The following is an 18,294-nucleotide window of genomic DNA, read 5'->3' as shown; positions in this document are numbered from 1 at the left end:
TACAGCTGTGTAAGACTTGGGGGATGACCGCCAAAACGCCAGCACGAAGAGCGACGAGTGCAGATGTCGCCAAGCGCGCAGGGCTCTCTCGCACGACAGTGAGCCTGATCCTCAACGGCAACGTGTCCAGCTTTCCGCAGGAGACGCGCGATCGTGTCGCAGCGGCCGCAGCAGAACTCGATTACCGCCCCTCCAGAGCGGGACGCGCGCTGGTGAGCGGGGTCAGCGACATGGTCGTGATCACGATTCCGACTGCCACCTTCGGCCCGCATCTTCAGAATGCAGTGGATCAGATCACCGAAGCTTCTGCGGCACTCGGGATGAGCGTCGTTGTGCACTTCGCCAGGCACGACACAGCTTCGACCCTGACCTCCGTCCTAGATTTGCGCCCCCTGGCTATCGTCGATTTCGGCGTGTTCACGCCAGAGCAGGGCCGCACCCTGGAGGCCTCTGGCAGTCATGTGATTCCCCCCCTCCCCGAACCCGGACGCGATATCGAAGACGAAATCGACGTCTACGTCGGGCGCCTACAAGTGCGTGAGCTCGTTCGCCGCGGAAAACGGCGGGTAATCTTCGCCCAGCTACAAGACTCTCGCGCAGCCCCGTATGGCGATGTCCGGCTTCGGGGCGTTCAGGCTGAATGCGCGGAGCTCGATCTGCCGAACCCTGTCGTCATTCGTGTTGAGCTCGACGCCGCAGCCGCCGCAGCCGCTATCCGCTCGGCGCTCGAGCGAACGGCAGATGGGCCCGTGGCCGTCTGTGCCTACAACGACGACGTCGCCATCGCTGTCATTGCAGCCACGCGTCAGCTTGACCTAGCTGTGCCCTCACGAGTCGGGGTGATCGGGGTAGACCACACGATTCTCGGGCAACTCGTGACTCCCCGGCTTACCACTGTGCATATCGATCTCCCGGTGATAATCGATGCTTATCTGCATCGACTCGCCTCCATTCGCCGAACAGGCAGTGCGCGTCCGGACGAGGCACCACAGTTCGTTCTCAGCGACATCGTCTGGACAGTTCCCGGAGACAGCTGCTGACCTTCTCGTTCAGGGCGCTTCACCCGACGTCGGGGAATCTGCGCACTTTGCGCCGTTGTTTCGATGAGCCCATTGGCGTGTCCAGAAACGATCGTTTCCGGTGCGCTTTCGACTCGATCAGTCGCAGCGCCGAGACGCTCGAGCGCACCTCTCCCTGTTATGAAGCCCGATAGAGCCACGCCGTGGCCGCGTCGACGAAACCTCGTAGGGACGGCCGCGTTCCCTCGACAATCACCAGCGCTGTCGAGGGCGATGGCTACGACAAGCCGTCCGCGCAGGCTGTGCTCAGACCGGCTTGATCGCGCCCATGGCCTCGTCGAGCAGTTTCCCGAACGGTCGGCCACGGTCGGTAGTGATCCATACGTCCTTCGCAGCGAATTGCAGCTGCCCGGGACGCGACGTGTGCGTAGGATCAGCCCCGCGGCAGGATCTGTCCTAGAACGATGACTCGAGCCGAAGTGCCCGTCGAGGGATACCTCAACGGGCACTTCGGCTATGACTGGGCCAGTGAGTGGCGCCGATTTTGATAGACGGCACTCCTCCGACGATAAGTGCGACACCCGCACCCATCGGCTTGCCTATAAGGTCTGCCGTTCGGCTGGAAGCACGCGTCGCGATCGTCGAGCTCTTGACGCCACGAACTTCATGGCGCATCCAAAAAGGCGGAGGCGAGCAGTTCCTGCGCGTACGCCGTGCTGGGTGATTCGAAGATGCGGCTGGCTTCCCCTTGCTCGACGACGTGACCTTTCCTCATGACGACTAGGCGGTCAGCGACCATGCGGGTGAGGTGCAGGTCATGAGAGATCATGACGAGCGCCATTCCTCGGGTTTCCACGAGGGTGACCAGGAGGCGGATGATCTGAGCCTGCACTGATACGTCCAACGACGCTGTCGCTTCATCGGCAACGAGCACGTCCGGCTGGCAGGCGAGCGCTCGCGCGATGGACACTCTTTGCAGTTGGCCTCCGCTCAGTCCCCGAGGCACACGGTCGATCATGTCACCTGACAGTCCGACGTCGTTCAGTGCTTCGCGTGCGGCGGCCAGCGCCTTCTGGCGGGAGAGGTGCTGCACCACATGAAAGGCCTCGCTCACGGTGGCAAGGGCTGTCATAGTCGGGTTGAGCGATGTGTAGGGATCCTGAAAGATCATCTGGACCGACCTGCGCTCGGGATCTGTCCGTCGGATCGCGCTCCAGGGACGCCCTTGAATCTCGACCGTCCCAGATCGGGGAGCCAGAGTTCCACAGAGCGCCTTTGCCAGCGTGGACTTACCCGATCCGCTTTCGCCGACGATCGCAATCTTCTCTCCCGCAGACACTGAAACGTTCACATCCTCGACGACCGGGGCTGTCTTCTTCCCGTATCCCAACGACAGGTTGCGGGTGACGATGACCTCACTCATGGGCTGACCCATCCGTTTCGACAGTGGCCAAGGAAACATTGCTCGCTCGCGCCTGATCGGTGTTCTCCTCCGCCGCGGGGCTCAGCGCATGCCTCGATGGGTCGGCGTTGAGTAGCATCTTGGTGTACTCCTGCCGCGGCGCCCGGAGTACGGAATCTGTCGGGCCGGATTCGACCGTCACACCGTCCTTCATCACGTAGAGACGGTTCGAGATCTGACGAACCACTCCGATGTCGTGGGTCACCACAATCATGGCCATCCCTGTCTCCTGCTGCACATCGCGGAGAAGCGTCAGCACTGCTTTCTGAACGGTTGCATCCAGCGCGGTGGTGGCCTCATCCGCGATGATCAGTTCCGGCCGTCCCGCGAGAGCAAGTGCGATCATCACGCGCTGCCGCATCCCTCCGGAGAGCTGGTGCGGGTAGGCGCGCAGCACGACGTCGGGTTGATTGATGCGAACGACCTCGAGAAGTTCGAGGGCGCGGGCACGGGCGTCGCTTGCGCGGTCGAGCACTCGAATGGTCTCCCGAAGCTGCGAGCCGATCCGCATCAACGGATCGAGGCCCGCCAGTGATGCCTGTGGCACGTATCCGATCTTGTGCCCACGGATCTTTCGCCAATCGGGGGTGCTCGCACCGATGAAAGACTGTCCTCCGATGAGAAGAGAGCCGTGCGAGACCCGCCCGCCGATCGGACCGAGCAGCCCGGTGGCTGCGCGACACATCATCGATTTGCCTGAGCCGGATTCTCCGACCAGCCCCACCGTCTCCCCCGCCCGCACGGTCAAGCGGGCGTTCTCGACCACTTGTTTGTCTCCGATGAGTATCGAGACGTCGTGCATGTCCAGCAGCGGGGCGGGAGATGACGACGCGCGAGCTGCTGAGGCGTTCATTGGGTTCGGCCTTCGAGTCTTGCCACGAGGCGTTCGGCGATCGCGGCGAGGGATACAGCGCTGACGATTATGAACAGCAGGGGGAAGACGGTCACCCACCAGTACTGATCGAGGACGGAGCGACCTTCGAACATCATCTGTCCCCACTCGGCGGTGGGGGGTGCGATCCCGGCGCCGAACAGGCTCAGCGACGCGATCAAACCCATTACGACGATCAGGTCGCCAATTGCGTAAGAAACAGAGGCACCCAGCACCTTTGGAGTGATGTGTCGGAAGACGATGCGCGCTGTCGAATAGCCCATGATTCGAGCGGCGGTGATGTAGTCCATCTCTCTGAGGCTAAGGGTTTGGCTTCGCGCGAGTCGCGCGTAGTAGGCCCATCCGGTCAGGACGACGGCGACGATGATCGGAATCGTGCCGTTGGGGAGGAAGGGCACATTGACGGTCTGGCCGAACACGACGACGAGAGCAAGGATCAAGATCAGGAACGGGAACGCGATGATGGCGTCAGTGACGCGCATCATGATCCACTCCGCGAATCCACCGATGAGGGTGACCGCTACGCCGACCACGCATCCGATAATCACGGAGATGGCGACGATGAGAAGAGGAATTAGATAGTCGACGCGGGAGGCCGCGAAAGTTCTCACCATGACGTCTCGCCCGAAGCCGTCCGTTCCGAAGGGATGTGCCAGGGATGGGGCTTGATAAGGCAGGTCGACGAATTGATCCGGACCATATCCTGTGACTGCGGGGAGCACTAGCGACATCACCAGAATGAAGATGAGGCTCGCGGACGCGACCACTCCTGCTCGAGGAGAGAGCCGCGCGAGGCCGGTGAACCGCACCCTTGGCCGGAGCGGGCCGGTAGCCGTTGAAACTGTCATGAGGCGATCCTGATTCGTGGGTCGATGATGCGATAGAGGATCTCGCATGCGAAGTTGACGAGCACGACTCCGACCGCCGCGACGAGGGCCGTGCCCTGTAGGACGGTGTAGTCGCGGGAGGCGACCGCTTCTTGGATGAGCAGCCCGAAACCGGGCAGGCCGAACAACACCTCGACGATCACTGCGCTGCTCAGAAGAGCGGCGGTGTTGACCCCGATGACCGAGATGATCGGAAGTGCGCTGTTGGGGAGAAGGTGACGTAAGACGATCGATGAGGGCGAGAGTCCTCGTGCCTCTGCCGCCTCGAGGAATTGCAGGTTGAGGATGGACAGCGCGGATTGACGGGTGCTGCGCATCACCTGAGGCGCGAGGTACCCGGCTAGTGCCACACTCGGCAGGAGCACGAAACGGAGCGACTCCGGCCAGCCGGTCGACCACCCACCGGCCGGCAGCCAGCCCAAACCGACCGCGAACACGGCGATCAACAGCAAAGCCAACACGAAAGCTGGGGTGGAGAGCACGATCAGGCTCAACGTTCCGATCGTGCGATCGACGCGCGTGCCCTGGCGCAATGCCGAGTAAAGGCCCAGTGGCACTGCGAGGGCCACCGAGATCAGGACGGTTAGGAGAATGATCCCGAGTGTCACCGGCAGGGCCTGCCCGATCAGTTCCAGGACGGGAGCACCCGAGATGAGGGAATTGCCGACGTCACCGCGAGCTGTCGACAGCAACGAGGTGCCGATCTGGGTGAGAACCGGTTCATTGAGTCCGAGCTCAGACCGAAGTGCCTCCAGGGCTTCCGGAGTCGCCTTGTTGCCGAGTATTGAGCGGGCGGGGTCGCCTGGTGCGAGTCGAATGATGATGGTGGTCGCAGCGACCACCGCCAACAGGACGACGATGATATCGAACGCACGCCTGAGCAATAGTCCAGCCCAACGGGTACTGACGAGCATGGCTACTCCGCGAGGGTCGCTACGTGAATGAGGTTCGTGGAGCCCATGGAGAGGACGCCCGTCGCCGCCTTTGACACCGCTGCGGCTGCCGTGAGGCCGCTGATGGTGGCATAGGGCTGATCGGTCAGGAAGATGTCGGTCGCCTGATCCATCGCCGAAGTCTTCTCAGTTTCATCCAAGGCGAGCGTGAAGTCATCGACGGCTGCTTCAGCGTCTGCCGACTCGTAGCTGGACAGGCAGCTCAGGTAGCCGGCCGAGTACTGCATGCAGTACCCCGGAAGACCCTCGGGCACAGTCGAGTAGTCTCCGAACAATCCGACGTTGAGGTCGAAATCAGCGGCGAATAGTCGTTCGATCTCTACCTGGGGTTCTGCTGACTCGATCGATACGGTGATGCCGATCTCGGCCAGATTCTGCTGGACTACGACGCCGGCTTGTTGTGCCCACTCTTGCGAAACGAGCAGTGACAGCTCACATCCTTCGGCGCATGCTGTCCCAACGAGCAGCTCCTTGGCGGCAGACACGTCTTTCTTGACGTCGCCGGCATTGCCAGGTCCGAACGAGGCGGGAAAGAACCCCGACATTGGCTCGGCATACCCGCCGGTGATGACGCTCGTGAGTTGCGCTCGATCCACTGCCTTACTGATGGCTTTGCGCACGTTGGGGTCGGAGGTGATGTCGCCCTTGTTGTTCATGTTCAGATAGTAGAAGCCCACTGACTCGGTGATCTGAGGAAGCGCGTCGCCCTTGAGCGAGGAGTACTGGCTCGGCAGCGGATCGACGGCGAAGTCGACCTGGCCTGTGCGCACCTGCTGGATGCGGCTGTTCGCGTCCGTCACGATGACGACATTGATTGTCTTCACGGCTGGGGTACTGCCGACGAAGTCGGTGTACCGCTCCAGCGAGAACTTGTTGGAGAAGTAATCGCCTTCCACCGCAAACGCACCCGCGAAGGTAGGCACTGCAGGGATTGCGAGGTCTGCTCCGATCTCGGAAGCTTTGAGGATCGCCATGTTGGGGTATGCGAGGAATGTTTCGAACGACGGGTACGGCCGCGTGAACGAGAATCGAACCGTGGCGTCGTCTACCGCTTCGACTGCACTCACGGGGGCGATCTGAGCCAAGTAAGCGTTCGCTTCGTAGGTACGAGCGCGCTCGAACGTGGCGACGACGTCGTCGGCGGTGAGTGGCGTTCCGTCCGTGAACGTCGCACCGCCTTTCAGGGTGGCGGTGTACTGCATCCCGTCCTCGCTTAACTCCCCGTCCGACGCGAGAGAGGGGGTCACGCTTGCGGAGCTGTCGGGGGAGAGCTCGAAGAGTGTCCCGCCGATCAGCTTCAGGAGGCGCACGTCGTGTGTTGACGTGACGAGAAGTGGGTCCAGCGTTGCTGTCCGGGCATCCATGGCCAGAGTGAGCGGTTCGGTCACCTCTTCGTGTGTTGTGACCACGGGTGCCATTTCGAGATCAGGCTTGGAGGAACCTCCGCCGCCGGCCGCGCAGGCAGACAGAACGACCGCGGCGGCGATGAGCAGAGGGGCGGCCTTCGCGGCGCTACGCCGCATTCTGGTCGATGTCATTGACGTTGTCCTTTGGCTAGGGGAAGGGTGTAAACGGGGTTTCAACAGTGATCGCGCGGGATGGTGCGCGTCCAGCTGCGGGCGAAGATGCGACGATTTGCTTCGTAAGCCTCGATCTGAGCCGTGAGGAGGAAGTCGGTAGCGGTGGACGACATCGAACTCCGCACCTCGACCCGCGGCGGTAATGCACGCCCGTCCTCCGTGAGGGTGAAGTCTCGGCGGCATTCGATTCGAGCGCTGAGGGGGTCGCCCTCTTCGACCAGATATCGAGTTTCGCCCGACGTGCCGTACACAAGGCCCCGATCGGTCAGCCGCGCCAGCTGAGGCGGGGCCGAGTCGACGATCTCGAAGAGGTCCGTCAACGCGTCGAACTCCATGCTTCGCCCCGTCACGGCAGCCGGGAGAAGCGATTCGATGGTGAGCGGTGCAGCGCTTCTGCTTTGCCCAAGATCGACGGGTCGAACGTCATCGGCCGGTTGGAGCGGCACATCAAGCAGGGTGTCCTCGCCAAGGGTGATCGAGATCGTTGTTTGTTCAGGTGACGGCCAGATCCACGGCCAATATGAGGTGTCGATCGCCACTCGAACCCGATGGTCACGCTCGAACCGATACCCGTTGCTGCGCAAGGCGACCGAGACCTGATAGCTGACCCCGGGCTCGAGGGGTTCGGGGTGTTCGCTTCCTTCTCGGTGAGCGAGGTTCAGGAATCCGCGGGCGACGAGAGTGGAAGTGCCATCGGGGTGCACATCCAGAAGGCGGACCGCCAGGAGGGCGCCTGTCGTGTTCGCGGAGACTAGGGCGCGAAGTCGGGCCACACCCAGCATGGCTAGCGTCGATTCGAGGGCATCGCTTGTGAACGCGAGCGACTTCTCGTCCTCCTCGCGCTGATCACCGGGTATGTCGTCACTCTGCAGACCAAATCCCCCCGGGCACCATATACCGCGGTCAGAGGGCGGTATCAAATCGCTCGAGTGCGACACGACGGCTTCGGCCCCGGGTTCGTCATGGAGCGAGCCGCCGCTCCGAAGGAATAGCTGTGAGCGCTCTTGCGCGGCGGGCGGCCACGTGTCGTACGCGATCCAGTCGCCAGAGCGCTGTGCGTATCCCGCCTCAGGGGAAAGCGAGTTCTGCATCCAGACCTGCATCTGGGGTTCGTCCGCGATGCCATTGTCGATGTCTTTCAGGCAGTAATCCCACCACCGGACAGCCAGATTCAGAAAGTCGATTTCGGGGCCAGGCGTGCCCGCATGCGGGTACGTGTGCGCCCAGGGGCCGATGAGGCCCTTCGCGACTCCGGCATATCCTTCGAGGACGCGAAATACAGAGTCACGGTACGCGTCGTTCCACCCGCCGACCATGAAGATCGGGCAGGTCATCGCGTTGTAGTCCTCGATGACGGAACCGTGCCTCCAATACGCATCCCGGGTCTGATGACTCATCCACTCGTGCGCAATCGGTTGAGCGTGCTCCAGACGCGAGAGCCACACCTCCCGCCAGTCGTCCCGAGTGTGGCCGCTCGGTGGCAACGCCGCCAGCGCGGTCACGACAGCTCCCCAACTCAACTGGTCCCAGGCGTTCACGGCGCCGCCCATGTAGTGGACGTCGTCCACGTACCGATCATCGGTCGACGCGAGGCTAATCACGCCCGCCAATGCGGGCGGATTCTCCGCCGCGACTTGCAGTCCTACGAAGCCGCCCCACGAGATACCGATAAGTCCCACCTTGCCGGTGGACCACTCCTGCCCAGCGAGCCAAGCGATGACTTCGACGGCATCCGCCTGCTCTTGCGGCAGGTACTCGTCCTCGAGGAACCCGTCGGAGTCGCCGCTCCCTCGTATGTCTACCCGCACCGACGCGTATCCGCGCTCGGCGAAGAATGGGTGCATCAACGCGTCTCGGCCGGCCGTCAAGTCGTTCTTGCGGTACGGCACGTACTCGAGAACCACGGGGACGGGCGCTTCCGCTGACGCGGTTTTCGGCAGCCAGATGGTCGCTCCCAACCGCGTGCCATCGGCGAGCGGAATCCATCGTTCAATCGCTTCGATCGGGTCGGCAACCAACTGAGTCATCGAGATGTCGTGCCCCTTCAACGCTGACGGAACTGCAACCCGCTTCTGCGAGTTGCAGATACTGTAACAGGAGATACAATAACTCGCTCGCATGCGAGGTTACGACTTCTTTACGTTTCTCGGTGTCGTCTTGCGAGCGCAGGATTCGACGAGCGGCTGGTTGTGTCACTGGCTTGTTGCGTCGAACAGATGCCGATTCGGCGTCGCCACCTGACTATGGCAAGGGTGCACCGAGCAGTCGAGAGAAGTGCGTCACAGAGGTCCGCAGACGTTCGCGATCGCCTGTGCTGATCAGGTCCACCGTGAGCCCGGTCTGTGCGGCGAGGAGGAGGGTCGAGAGGGTGCGGGCGTCGGCGGGCGAGTGCCCGTCCTCGACCAGCCAGTGGCTGAAGTAGTCGATCCAGTAGGACAGCAGTTCCTCGCGCGCTTCATCTGAAAGTGCGGCGTCTGTCATCATCGCCTCCATATTGAGGCGGGAGTATGCCAGTCGGGGTGGTTCGCGCATCCACCAATCCCAGATCGCCACGAAGGCCTGCGCGACTGTCGCATTGGCATCGGTCGATCGCAGATCTTCGAGCATCGCGAGGTTGGCTTCCCTCGCTCGCGTCAAGGCGGCCTCGACGAGCTTCTCCTTCGAGCCGAACTGATAGAAGATCACGCTCGTGGTGGCTCCGAGCGCAGTGGCGAGATTGCGCATCGTGAGGTTCGCGAGCCCGTTCTGAGCGAGGTAGGCGATGGCCAACTCGAGAATCTCGTCTCTGCGCTCAGGAGCAGGGGGGCGGGCCATGGTGAAACTCCTTGCATAAGAAACCATCGGTCGCAGGCTCGAAAGGAGCACGCCGGTTCGTGCTTCAGCTTAGGTGGACGATGCCTCCGAATTCATGCCCCTAGACCGCGGAGTTCGATGTTATTGTATCAAGCGTCATGAAAACTAATGAGAACTCTCCCCGGCCCCAGAGTCCCTCCGCCGTGCTCGATCCGGCGCGCTATCGACAGGTGATGGGTCAGTACCCCACCGGCATCGCTATGGTCACCGCAACGAGCCAGGACGGGTCGCCTGTCGGCATGATCGTCGGCACGTTCGCCTCCGTCTCCCTGGACCCGCCGCTGGTCTCTTTCATGCCCACTCGTACATCCACGACGTGGCCCCAGATCGAAGCGGCGGGATCGTTCTGCGTGAATGTCCTCACGGTGGCTCAGGAACCTGTCTGCCGGGCGTTCCGCGCTGAGGGTGTTGACCGGTTCGCAGGCGAACCGTGGCGGACCGGTGCGACTGGCTCGCCGATTCTCGAGCGATCCGCAGCGTGGATCGATTGCGAGATTGTGAACGTGCTCGACGCTGGCGATCACGTCATCGTGCTGGGCGCTGTGGTCGAGATGGATGCACCGAACACGGAGCTGCCGTTGCTGTTCTTCCAGGGCGGGTACGGAAGCTTTACGCCGCAGACGATGGTCTCGCCCTACTTAAATGTCGCAAGCAATCTCGCCTTCGTCGATCGTGCGCGACCGCTGATGGAGGAGCTGTCGTCGACGCTGGGGTGCGAGTGCGTCTTGGCGACCTCGGAACGGGACGACATTCTCATCATGGCCAGCGCAGGAGTGCGGTCCGATTCGCAGCGGGCGATGCTCGTCGGCGAGCGAGTTTCTTTGGCCGCTCCGTTCGGTCGAACCGCGATGGCGTGGGCGTCGTCATCCGATGTCGATCGGTGGCAACGCAAGGCACAGGACACGGAAACCGCTAGAGCAGGTCTCGAAATGCTCGACGTCATCCGTCGCCGCGGATACTCCGTCTCGATCGAGGACCCCTCGCACCAACCGTCCAGCTCACCGACGGTCTCGGTCCTGGACCCCGGAGCAGAGCTGCCATTCGCGCTCGCACCGGCGGAGGGACAGGTGCACAGCATCAGTGCGCCCATCAGGCGTGATTCTGGCCCGGTGGAGTTCGTCCTCGGCTTGTACGGGATGGCTGACACGAGCGCTGAGGGTGTGGATCGCGCCGCTCAAGCCTTGATGAAAACGACACATGAACTGGCCAACCATCTCAATGACCACTGAACCGGAAGGAATCCATTCCATGAGCGACACTGAGCGCGACGACAAGATGATCCTGGGCGCCCTAATCTCTCCGACGAGCTCTCACATCGCAGGGTGGCGCCACGAAGGAGCGCTGACGAACGTCGATGCGACGTTCCCGGAGCTGGTGAAGGTCGTCAAGAGCGCCGAGCGGGCGATGCTCGACTTCATCTTCATCGCCGATGAGTTGAGCATGCCCGCGGGCGAAGACGAGATGCTCAGTCGTGACCCTCTCGTATACCGTTTCGAGCCGCTCACGCTCATTGCTGCACTCGCTGTCGCCTCGAAGGACATCGGGCTCGTGGTGACCCAGTCGACCACCTACAACGAGCCGTATCACGTTGCTCGTAAGCTCGCTTCGATCGACCAGCTGAGCGGAGGCCGGCTGGGCTGGAACCTTGTGACGTCCTATGTGCCCGAGGAGGCGCGGAACTTCAGCCGGTCCGAGCACCTCGCGAACGTCGATCGCTACGAGCGTGCCGAGGAATTCCTTCAGGTAGCGCAGGGGCTTTGGGAAAGCTGGGACGACGATGCCTTCGACGGCGATCGCGAAACCGGCCGGTACTTCGATCCTCGCAAGATGCACCGCCTGAATCACGAAGGCAAACACTTCTCCGTGCGAGGACCGCTGAACGTCCGTCGACCCGTGCAAGGTGCCCCTGTCCAGGTGCAGGCAGGTTCCTCCGAGGCCGGTCGAGAGCTCGCGGCGAAATACGCGGAAGTGACCTTCACAGCGCAGAACTCCCTGGACGCGGCCCTCGCCTTCACGAACGACATCAAGATGCGTGCAGCCAAGTACGGCCGCTCTGCATCCAGCGTCCGTGTGATCGCCGGGGTCCAGCCGATCATCGGAGCCACGATGGAGGAAGCGCACGCCAAGTACAAGGAGATGCAGTCGTTGATCCACCCGGAGGTCGGTCTCACGCGACTCTCCCAACTGCTGGACTACGACGTCACCAACCTGCCCCTCGACTCGCCGCTCCCCGAAGATCTCCCCGAGACAGAGAACTACAAGAGCCGCCGCGAGCTGATCATCGAAACCGGTCGACGAGAGAACTTGACCCTTCGAGAGCTCTACCAGAAGGTCGTCAGCGCCTATGGGCATCGGGTCGTCATTGGCACACCGCAGTCGGTGGCCGACGAACTTGCCGATTGGTTCACCGCCGGCGCGGTGGACGGGTACATCATCAGTCCCACCTACCTGCCCGATGGGCTCGATGTCTTCAATCAGACTGTCGTGCCGGAGCTGCGCGCGCGTGGCCTTCTGCGTGAGGGGTATGAGGGGAAGACTTTCCGTGAGAATCTCGGTCTCGAACGGCCCGAGAGGGGTTCGTCGGCGACTTCGTGACAGCCTGAGCGCAGGCCGAAACACGACGCTCACGTCTGGTGCACGCACGGTCCTCAACTTCGCGGAGGACCGTGCGTGCAGCGCCGTCAGGACTCGTTGCTGCGGACGATGGAGGAACACCACCGCAGTGCATCAACCTCGTGGTCGCGGAGCCAGTGTCCACCATTCGGAACGGTCTTCAGTTCGGCATGCGGGATCAATTTGTGCCAGGCATGCCCATGAGAGATAGGAACGAGCACGTCCGCCTCACCGTAGAGCAGCAGAGTTGGCACGTGGACCGAGACGGAAGGGAGCCCCCATGCTCGGTGGAACAGCGCCAGGTCGTCTTCGACCCAGCCGTCGATACCGAAAGTCGGCCACTCCTTGCTCTCGAAAGCATCCTCGCGCTGCACCTCGGGCCGCGCCAGCACCTCCTGGTCGCTCGGAGGGAGGCGCTCATACCAATCAGCCAACGAGTCCTCACCGTCGCCGAGCGATTGCAGGTGATCGCGCAGAGCGGCTTCTCCTCCACGGGCGGCCTCGATCTCGACGGAGGTCTCTGGCACCATCCCCGTCGAAGCGTCGAATCCGAAGCCTTCCGGCCCAAGGCCGACATCGACGCACAGCGCCCGCACACGGTCCGGCAGGGCTACCGCCGCTGCAACGGCGTGCGGGCCACCACCGGAAGTCCCCATCACCGCAAATCGCTCGACCTCGCAAGCGTCGGCGATGCGCCTACTCCATTCCGCGGCATCTCCGATCGTGCGCCCCGGTACAGGGGCTGACGCACCGTAGCCGGGCCGATCATAGGAACACACGCGGACACCGGCATCAGTCGGGCCGGTCCACCCCCCGGGAACCGAGCTCGAGCTACTGGGAGTGCCGTGATGGAAGACGATGAGTGTCCCATCGGGATTGCCCCACTCGCGTACGCGGATCGAACCGGCTGCGGTCTTCAGCTCGAATTGCCGGATCCAAGGGGCAGAAGTCATGAAATCTCCAATACGTCTCGCGGGAGAGCGGGAAAAGCTGAGTCGTTGTCCATCGGACTATCATCGTCGGTCGCGTGCGGCGAGACCTCCGACACCCGTCGTAATCGCGTACGACGATTTCCACACCAGTCGTAAAACAAGAAGCGTCGCGATTCGATTGACTCGAACTATTTGAGCCGCGCACCCAAAGGAAATGAGACCTGAATGAACACCCCTCCCTCCACCATCAGGACGATCCGAGCCGGTGCGGTTGCCGACGTGCTCACCGGCGAGGTGCTCGCTGACCACGCCATCATCGTCGATGGCGAGCGCATTGCCGCGGTGGAGCCCTGGTCGGCGTCGAAGCACGGGGGCGCTGATGTGCTCGATCTGAGCGAGCACCTCGTCGCTCCAGGGCTCATCGACCTGCATACGCACCTCGTCGGAGAACTCGATCACGGCAGCTATAGCCCATATCTGACCGGCTCCGCTGCGCGGGACGTTCTGCTCGGGGTGCGCCACGCCAGTGCGACCCTGCGCGCGGGCTTCACGACCGTCCGCGACGTCGGGAGCTTCCGTGCCTTCACTGATTGTGACCTGCGCGACGCAATTGACTCGGGGATCTGCGAGGGTCCGCGAATGGTGTGTGCTGGCGCGTACGTCACCTGCTCGTCCGGGGGCGGCGAGATCACTGATCTTGCGCTCGACATCGAACTTCCGCGCGCGTACCGCTTCTGGGTGGCTGACTCGGCTGATGAGGTCCGGTCGACGGTTCGCCGCATCGCGCACCGAGGTGCCGATGTCATCAAGATCATCGCGACGGGCGCGGTCTATGCGACGGGCACGATCCCAGGCGCGCCCGAGTACAGCGAGGCTGAGCTACGCGCCTGCGTGGAGGAGGCGGCACTGAACGGCCTATACGTCGCCGCACATGCGCACGGTGAAGAAGGCGCACTCCGCGCGATTCGTGCCGGCGTTCGCACCATCGAGCACGGAACACTGCTGGGGGAGGCCGCGATGTCAGCGATGCTCGATCACGGCACCTACTACGTGCCGACGACGTACCTGCTTCGGTGGCTCGAGGACCACGGCGCTCGTGAGGACTACCCCTCCGGCGTGCGAGAGAAAACGGCCGCTGTCGGGGAATCGGCGCGTACAGCCGTGCGGCTGGCGATCGAGGCGGGAGTGCGCATCGCATACGGCACCGACGCGATTGTGTTCCCGCATGGCCGCAACGCCGGACAGCTCGAAGAGTTCGTCGAATGGGGAATGACACCGATGCAGGCGCTTCAGTCAGCGACCTCGGTTGCGGCGGAGTGCATCGGCCGATCTGAAGATGTCGGGGCGATCGCTCCCGGCCGGTATGCGGATCTGGTCGCCGTGCGTGGTGCGCACCTCGACGAGATTGGCAGATTCATGTATGTCTCGGCGGTGCTCAAGGGCGGAGCGCTCGTGGTGTGACGGTGCCACAAGGGTGTAGCGGCGTAGAATCGGAAGCCTCTCGCAGATCGAGTAGCGGAGGCCCGATGTTCGACGCCGTGCAGGAGACCGTCGACCGACTCGCCTCGTCTCTTCGCCGTTCGGTCGTTTTGGAAGACAGCGATTTCGTGTTACTCGCGAGTAGCGCGCACTTCGACGACATCGATCCGGCGCGATTGCACACCCTGACGGCCCGACGACCCAGCGCAGCCCTCGACACGGAGCTCCGGTCCCGCCGGATACACACATGGCTTGAGCCCAGCGTTCTCGAGCCCATGCCGTCGCTGGGCAACGAGTATCCACGCCTCGCGACCGCGTTGCGCTCCCGCTACGAGGTGCTGGGCTTCCTCTGGGTAACTCTTCGCGAACCGCTCACCGCGAGCGAGGCTGATCTGGTGAGCGAAGCCGCTGACACGCTGCGTGCGTTACTGATCAACGTCTCGCAGTCGATAGACGCAGTGAATGCAGAGATCGAATCGGAGATGCTAGGCCTGCTCACACCGGATGCGCCGAGTCGGCGACATTCCGCGAGCGAGCTCGTAGACCTGGGCATGTTCACCAGGTCTCGTCGGTTCGTGGCGTTGTGTCTTTCGTTCGAGGCAGATTGGGCGGCCTGGGGAGGCCCGCCGCCGCGCGAACTGATCTCGCGATCGCTGCTCCGAGCGATCACCACACCGATGATTGACGCCTATAGCTTCGTGCCCACCACGCCGGAGGCTCTGATCCTGATCGGGTTTCGCAATGAGCCTGATCAGGGGGCACTCGAGAGCATTGTTGCGTCGATCATCCGTGAGACCGATGACGCCGACGTGCAGGAACCTCTCAATGCCGTCGTCGGAGTCGGAGCCTCTGTCGCCGAACTCGCGGATACGTGGGAGTCGTACGAACAGGCGCTCGTTGCTGTCCGCGTCGCACGTTCTCATGGGACGCGGACCGCTTCGTGGGGCGCGGACCAGATCGCCGTCTCAATCGCCACTCTTCTGACTGACGAACCTCTTAACCATCTTCTCCCCGAACCGTTGCGCCGACTTGCCTCGGCGCCTGATGAGACTATCCAGCTCTTGGAGGCCTATGTTGCTCACGGCGCGCGCATGACCGATATGGCGGAGCAACTCGGTGTCCACCGCGCCACCGTGCATTATCGCCTGCGACGGGTAGCGGCATCGATCGGAATCGACATCGAGGATGCTGCCGCTCGCTTCGTCGTGGAGGCCTGGCTACGCCAGCGATGGCTCCGACCTTGAACTATCTGGAAACATCACCCCGACCGCATAAAGAGAGCAATATGAGCAGGCTTCAAGGAACCTTGATGAATGGACGCGTCTCGCACTGGTGGGAGCAGTTGGGAGGCGCCTCGGTAACACGACCTCGGTTGCCTGGATCGGTAGCAGTCGACGTCGCAATCGTTGGGGCCGGGTACACCGGCCTCTGGACGGCCTACTACATCAAGAAAGCAGACCCAAGCCTCCGCATCGCGATCATCGAGCAGCGACACATCGGGTTCGGCGCATCCGGCCGCAATGGTGGCTGGCTCACCAACTCCATCACCGGCGGACGCCATCAGTACGTGGCGCGCCACGGTCACGACGCAATCGAGAACTTCCAGCAGGCGATGAACGACTCCGTCGACGAAGTCATACGAACGCTCGCAACAGAAGGCATCGATGCAGACGTGAAGAAGGGAGGTGAGTTCACCGTCGCCAGGACGCGAGCTCAGGAGTTCCGCCTCCGGGTATTCGCGGAGGCGGAGCGCCGTTGGCGGACCTCCGACCTCGAGCTCCTTGAGGCGACCGACGCAGTCGAGAAGGTCAGCGTCTCAGGAACCAGGGCAGCGGTCTGGCACCCACACAGTGCGCGTATCCACCCCGCGAAGCTCGTCAGCGGGCTCGCCCGCCTGGTCGAGACTCTCGGCGTGAAGATCTACGAGGACACCACGGCGATGGAGATCAGTCCGCGAAAGGTGGTCACAACGGAGGGCACAGTCACAGCCGACATGGTCATCCGTGCGACAGAAGGCTTCACGGCCCGACTCAAAGGCCTCCGCCGACTGTGGCTACCCATGAACTCCTCTCTCATCGTCACCGAGCCCATGCCCAGCGAAGTCTGGGAACAGTTGCGGTGGAACGAGGGGGAGGTCGTCGGAGACTTCGCACACGTCTACATGTATGCGCAGCGCACCGCTGACGACCGCATCGCAATTGGAGGAAGGGGCGTTCCGTACCGCTACGCCTCCCGAACCGATGTCGACGGCCAGACCCAGGGCGCAACTGTGCAACGCCTCAGCGAAGTGCTGCACGACATGTTCCCGGTGACAGCGGCAGCAAAGATTGATCACGTCTGGTCTGGCGTCCTTGGCGTCCCGCGGGACTGGTCGGCTACAGTCGGGCTCGATCGCAACACCGGAATGGCCTGGGCGGGCGGCTACGTAGGGACCGGGGTCACGTCGACAAACTTGGCAGCCCGTACGCTCACCGATCTCATCCTCGAACGTCAAACCGAACTGACTGCGCTGCCCTGGGTCAATCACCGCGTACGCAAATGGGAGCCCGAACCGCTGCGCTGGCTAGCGACGAAGAGCCTCTACGCCGCGTACGGGATCGCCGACAGTAGTGAGTCTCACGGTCGATCCACGACCTCACCAATTGCTCAGTTCGCGGACGCCATCGCCGGACGGCACTGACTAGTTCCCCGGGATTCCGCGGGACTTGAGCCTTTCCATCCGCCACAAGGGCACGATCGGCACGACCTCTGAGGCACGTCGGAGCCGTCTTCCGTCTGGTCGACATCTCCTCGTACAGCTCGAAGGTGCGCTTGTGCCCCCCGGCGTGCCCCACCGAACGGGTACTCCTGGTCATCTCTGTCCTCCTCTTCATTTCGAAGAGGGGATGAAAGACGCCCGGATCCGCTACCTACTCGCGGATCCGGGCCTCTGACCAGCTGTTTCGCCGGGGCCTCAGAGAGTTACTCTCAGAAATACCAGCTATCGCCGGCGGAGGCTGGGAGGTGCGGAATCACGCGGCTACTGCCGACCTGCTGCCTTCTCGTGCTTTCTACGTACCACTCGCGGTTTCTGCTGCTCTGGCCGCAGTCGCGGACCAGGAACACTCTCCCCCGAGTCGATGACGCGGCTGGACTCGCCGTGATCGACGAACACCCGTTCGCATCCGGCAGCGTGCAGCTCGGCCTCCTGCGCCTCGGGATTCTGCTCCCGCTTCGAGACGCGGGCGTACCCCACTTCATGTGCCATACCGAAAACGGTACCGCCTAGGTTTCGGCGCCTTTGGTTTCGGCCGGAGGTTTCGGCGGATCGTTGATCGGCGTGTCGCCTACCGGGTCGTCGACGTCGGCCGGTCCACCGAAAACGATCATTTACGGTGAATCGATCGCCGACTGCTCCCTGGTGTGCAACACGCCGAAGTTTGTTGCACCGAAACCCCCTGCCGAAACCAAACCGCGCCGGAACATCGGTCTTACCGTTTTCGGCGCGGTTGCGAGCGACACCACCACCGACGCTTTCACGCGCTAAGTCCCGACTGTATATCGAGGGCACCGTGGACGCGACGACGGCCGATGTTAGCTCTTGCGGGCATGTTCACGATCTCGCCTGCGACTGCGCGAACCAAG

At 62.7% G+C, this 18,294-nt stretch carries 15 protein-coding genes; 6 read left to right on the top strand and 9 right to left on the bottom strand.

Annotated elements, in window-relative coordinates; genetic code table 11:
• Nucleotides 1-23: 23 nt before the first annotated feature.
• Entirely contained in the window at nt 24-1,040 is a 1,017-nt protein-coding gene (locus QFZ21_RS18990; protein ID WP_307380650.1) for a LacI family DNA-binding transcriptional regulator, read from the top strand.
• Between the two features lie 643 nt (nt 1,041-1,683).
• Here QFZ21_RS18990 and QFZ21_RS18985 read toward each other — a convergent pair.
• From QFZ21_RS18985 to QFZ21_RS18955, 7 genes are all read right to left on the bottom strand, one after another.
• Nucleotides 1,684-2,442, bottom strand: a complete 759-nt coding sequence (locus QFZ21_RS18985) for an ABC transporter ATP-binding protein (protein WP_307380648.1) — start codon at nt 2,440-2,442, stop codon at nt 1,684-1,686.
• A complete protein-coding gene (locus QFZ21_RS18980) occupies nt 2,435-3,334 on the bottom strand; it encodes an ABC transporter ATP-binding protein (RefSeq protein ID WP_307380645.1) in 900 nt (299 codons plus the stop codon). The genes QFZ21_RS18985 and QFZ21_RS18980 overlap by 8 nt, the downstream gene beginning before the upstream one ends.
• On the bottom strand, nt 3,331-4,221 hold the full coding sequence (locus QFZ21_RS18975) for an ABC transporter permease (protein WP_307380643.1): 891 nt from the start codon (nt 4,219-4,221) through the stop codon (nt 3,331-3,333). Before QFZ21_RS18975 ends, QFZ21_RS18980 begins: the two co-directional genes overlap by 4 nt.
• Nucleotides 4,218-5,174: an ABC transporter permease gene (locus QFZ21_RS18970; RefSeq protein WP_307380642.1), complete on the bottom strand. Its 957-nt coding sequence runs from the start codon at nt 5,172-5,174 to the stop codon at nt 4,218-4,220. The genes QFZ21_RS18975 and QFZ21_RS18970 overlap by 4 nt, the downstream gene beginning before the upstream one ends.
• Nucleotides 5,175-5,176: 2 nt before the next feature.
• Nucleotides 5,177-6,751: an ABC transporter substrate-binding protein gene (locus tag QFZ21_RS18965; RefSeq protein ID WP_307380639.1), complete on the bottom strand. Its 1,575-nt coding sequence runs from the start codon at nt 6,749-6,751 to the stop codon at nt 5,177-5,179.
• A gap of 41 nt (nt 6,752-6,792) precedes the next feature.
• Entirely contained in the window at nt 6,793-8,820 is a 2,028-nt protein-coding gene (locus tag QFZ21_RS18960; RefSeq protein ID WP_307380637.1) for a CocE/NonD family hydrolase, read from the bottom strand.
• A gap of 214 nt (nt 8,821-9,034) precedes the next feature.
• A complete protein-coding gene (locus QFZ21_RS18955) occupies nt 9,035-9,607 on the bottom strand; it encodes a TetR/AcrR family transcriptional regulator (protein ID WP_307380633.1) in 573 nt (190 codons plus the stop codon).
• Between the two features lie 182 nt (nt 9,608-9,789).
• Between QFZ21_RS18955 and QFZ21_RS18950 the strand changes: the two genes are divergently transcribed.
• Both QFZ21_RS18950 and QFZ21_RS18945 read left to right on the top strand, forming a co-directional pair.
• Nucleotides 9,790-10,875 carry a flavin reductase gene (locus QFZ21_RS18950; protein WP_307380632.1) on the top strand — a complete coding sequence of 362 codons (1,086 nt, stop codon included), beginning with the start codon at nt 9,790-9,792 and terminating at the stop codon, nt 10,873-10,875.
• Entirely contained in the window at nt 10,844-12,241 is a 1,398-nt protein-coding gene (locus tag QFZ21_RS18945) for an LLM class flavin-dependent oxidoreductase (RefSeq protein ID WP_307380630.1), read from the top strand. The genes QFZ21_RS18950 and QFZ21_RS18945 overlap by 32 nt, the downstream gene beginning before the upstream one ends.
• Before the next feature lie 86 nt (nt 12,242-12,327).
• On the opposite strand, the gene QFZ21_RS18940 is transcribed toward QFZ21_RS18945, so the two are convergent.
• Entirely contained in the window at nt 12,328-13,212 is an 885-nt protein-coding gene (locus tag QFZ21_RS18940) for an alpha/beta fold hydrolase (RefSeq protein ID WP_307380629.1), read from the bottom strand.
• Between the two features lie 204 nt (nt 13,213-13,416).
• On the opposite strand from QFZ21_RS18940, the gene QFZ21_RS18935 reads away from it, so the two are divergent.
• From QFZ21_RS18935 to QFZ21_RS18925, 3 genes are all read left to right on the top strand, one after another.
• A complete protein-coding gene (locus QFZ21_RS18935; protein ID WP_307380628.1) occupies nt 13,417-14,652 on the top strand; it encodes an amidohydrolase family protein in 1,236 nt (411 codons plus the stop codon).
• A 65-nt stretch (nt 14,653-14,717) separates the two neighbouring features.
• A complete protein-coding gene (locus QFZ21_RS18930) occupies nt 14,718-15,914 on the top strand; it encodes a CdaR family transcriptional regulator (protein ID WP_307380626.1) in 1,197 nt (398 codons plus the stop codon).
• 62 nt (nt 15,915-15,976) lie between these two features.
• On the top strand, nt 15,977-17,350 hold the full coding sequence (locus QFZ21_RS18925; protein ID WP_307381362.1) for an FAD-binding oxidoreductase: 1,374 nt from the start codon (nt 15,977-15,979) through the stop codon (nt 17,348-17,350).
• 339 nt (nt 17,351-17,689) lie between these two features.
• Here QFZ21_RS18925 and QFZ21_RS18920 read toward each other — a convergent pair whose 3' ends face one another.
• Entirely contained in the window at nt 17,690-17,917 is a 228-nt protein-coding gene (locus QFZ21_RS18920) for a recombinase family protein (protein ID WP_307380624.1), read from the bottom strand.
• Nucleotides 17,918-18,294 lie beyond the last annotated feature (377 nt).

Origin of the sequence: Microbacterium sp. W4I20 (genome assembly GCF_030816505.1) — a bacterium.
Lineage (GTDB): Bacteria > Actinomycetota > Actinomycetes > Actinomycetales > Microbacteriaceae > Microbacterium.
This window is presented reverse-complemented; position numbering and strand designations above follow the sequence as displayed.